Source organism: Gemella sp. (assembly GCF_057272915.1).
The window spans coordinates 1-2,804 of the sequence record NZ_DBHIUF010000040.1 but is presented as its reverse complement, the minus strand read 5'-3'; the positions used below and the strand labels follow the sequence as shown (position 1 = coordinate 2,804).

Sequence of the window (2,804 nt, the reverse complement as noted above, 5' to 3'; positions counted from 1 at the left end):
GTTAACTTTATTTAAAACATCAGATTGTGTTTACACAAAAATCTTGACACTGCCTATCTAGGTTTCTTTATGGCTTCAGAAGGTGTAAATAAGCTGAATACAAGGAGTATTTTAGCTTTAAAGTTACTAAAAGATCTATAACCATAAGAAATACGCTTAATAACTTTAATTTTGTTGTTAATTCCCTCTAAAGGACCGTTAGATAGCCCATTGTAGTGCATAGTATTTTTAATCTGTCTTTTATATTTTTTAAGTGTTTTAATAGCTGTAAACATATATCTAGGTAATGTAGATTTATCATTAATTAAAGCTTTAAATCTATCAAAATCATCTTTCTCAAGAGCTTCCCTAAGATCTTGAATAAGCCAATAACACTTATAAAGCTGAGGATCTTGCTTAATTAGGTAGTTGACGATATCTTGCTCGGTAGTGATGTACTTAAAGTATTTAAACTTCTTGTGAGTACCATTATCTAATTCATCGTAGCTTGTAAGAAGGTTTTTCCAATAACATTTCAATTGTCTGTATAACTCTTTATTTTTGTCTTTAATACTATTCATAAATGATACTCTATACTTATTAAAAGCTCTATTAACTAACTGAACAATATGGAATCTATCAATGACTATCTTCGCATTAGGGAACAGTTCTCTAATGACACTTTTATAACCAGAGTTCATATCTATGACTACCGCTTTAACCTCACAACGTTGTTGATAAGAGTAGTATAGGAAGTAGTCTTTAATAATCTTATTAGTTCTTCCTTGAAGTATATTTTGTATTTTATGAGTTAATGCATCTGCATACACGAAGCTCATTTTACTTATACTATCAGAAGTAGAAGACACTTCGTCAAAACACATATAATAAGGTAAGGTTTTAGGTCTTTCTAGAGTTTTAGATAGATCACATTTAAAGCGATGTTTATTTAAATACAAGATAACTGGTTTATCAGAAATAGCGGGCATTTTAACCTTTACTTTTCTATAACCGTTATTAATTATCTTACAATCTTTACAATAAGGACAAGAGTTAGATGAAGCTTCTAATACACCGTAATAAACTAGATGTTTACAACCATTTATTTCAATTTCCTCTGTTTTATCTAAAATTTTTATATTTTCGTCAGTTATTTGTAGCGTTGTTTTAAGAGATTTGCTATAATTACACATATGAATGTAAATTTCCTTTCTTGATTTTTTGCTCATACTTAAATTATAAAGGAATTTTACATTCTTTTCTATTTTTTTATAAATTTAAATACGGCTGATATTTATTATCAACCGTATTTATTATAGAACCAAAAGAAGCCGTGTTAATGGCTTCTTTTCGTATATTATTATTAGCATAACCTATGCTAGCAAGTCTCTCCACCTCAAGATGAGCCGGCTCCTGCTGTACAACCGTAACAGTGCATACCGGTAACAATTCTACGTACACCTGTATGATTATCAACAAGCTGACTCACATGGTTAACTTCACCTGAGATTTTAAGTTTTTCAATGTAGTTGAAGTCACAATCATATAAAGATCCGTCAGGACCAACAGAAATCATGTTTCTACACATAAGCCCTGGTAATGTTGCAGGATTATATGCTTTATAAAGTTTATTCATATATCCTTTATATAAATCTTCTCTATGTAAAAATTCAGAGAATCTTCCAATAGGATTATTTGTTATTGCGAATAGGTTATTGAAAACGATTTCAAAATTGTCATATAGTTTTTTCTTATAAGTTTTTTCTAACGCTTCTTGTTTAGGAGGTAAAAAGGCTCCATTTGGATTATAGACTAGGTTTAAGATAAGGTCTTCTTCTTTCCCATAACCTAGTTCATTTAGTCTTCTTAGTACTTCTATTGACTTAGGAAAAACACCTTTTCCACGCTGCTTAGCTACGACCTTTTCGTTGTAGTAGGGTAGAGATGCCACTACTTGAACCTTTAAGTCGCGATATAATTCAGGTATATCTTTATAAGCTGGAATATCTAGGATAATAAGATTTGTTCTTACGATTACAGTTTTAGCATACTGAGAGATTTCTTTCAGAAACCATCTGAAGTTAGGATTCATCTCAGGAGCACCACCTGTAATATCCATCGTTTTATATTTACCAACCTTGAATGCTTCGATAATCTGTTCAAAAGTTTCTCGAACCATATTATTTTTTCTTGTAGGTCCACCATCAACGTGACAGTGGCTACATGTAATATTACATAAACTACCTACGTTGATTTGCATAACTTCAGGAAATTCTTCAGTTAATAAATATTGTTTTTCCTCAACTTGGTCAAAAAATTTAGGAATATTTAATTCTGTCATAATAATACTAGTTTGTTAATTTATCAGATAGTTCTTTACTTTGAAGACCGTGTACAAGAGTAATACCAGCTTTCATTGCAGCAGCAACGTGAATAGCTTCTGCGATTTGATCTTGGTCGCATCCTTCTTCTAAACAAGTACTAGTATAAGCATCAATACAATAAGGACAAGCTTCAGCATGAGCTACCGCAAGTGCAATAAGAGCTTTTTCACGAGTTGTTAGTTCACCTTCAGCCATAACATTACCATAGTAATTCATAAAGTTTTTCCAGTAATCAGGTGCGTCTTCTCCAAATTTCCCTTCACCAAATTCGATTAAATGTTTCTTTTTAAAATAATCTGCCATATTTATTCTCTCCTTTAAAAATTTATATATAATTTTATTATAAGTTAGTTTGCATAAATAATCAATGAAATTGTCTGATTTATGGGAGTGACTCAAAAATCGTGATTTCGGAGAAATCGATTTTGTCGAGTCACCCCC

The 2,804-nt window shown here is 31.1% G+C and carries 3 protein-coding genes; all 3 read right to left on the bottom strand.

Going from position 1 to position 2,804, the window contains the following annotated elements:
* Positions 1-53: 53 nt before the first annotated feature.
* Complete coding sequence (locus ACO6OL_RS08615) at positions 54-1,172, bottom strand: ISL3 family transposase (protein ID WP_485502834.1); 1,119 nt, start codon at positions 1,170-1,172, stop codon at positions 54-56.
* A gap of 203 nt (positions 1,173-1,375) precedes the next feature.
* Positions 1,376-2,320 (bottom strand): arsenosugar biosynthesis radical SAM (seleno)protein ArsS, encoded by a 945-nt coding sequence (gene arsS, locus ACO6OL_RS08610; RefSeq protein WP_485502833.1) that lies wholly within the window; start codon positions 2,318-2,320, stop codon positions 1,376-1,378.
* A gap of 7 nt (positions 2,321-2,327) precedes the next feature.
* Entirely contained in the window at positions 2,328-2,666 is a 339-nt protein-coding gene (locus tag ACO6OL_RS08605; RefSeq protein WP_003144831.1) for an arsenosugar biosynthesis-associated peroxidase-like protein, read from the bottom strand.
* Positions 2,667-2,804 lie beyond the last annotated feature (138 nt).

Excerpts from the sequence above, each read along its gene's own strand:
- ACO6OL_RS08615 (WP_485502834.1), bottom strand. The coding sequence starts at position 1,172 with ATGTGTAATTATAGCAAATCTCTTAAAACAACGCTACAAATAACTGAC.
- arsS (WP_485502833.1), bottom strand. The coding sequence starts at position 2,320 with ATGACAGAATTAAATATTCCTAAATTTTTTGACCAAGTTGAGGAAAAA.
- ACO6OL_RS08605 (WP_003144831.1), bottom strand. The coding sequence starts at position 2,666 with ATGGCAGATTATTTTAAAAAGAAACATTTAATCGAATTTGGTGAAGGG.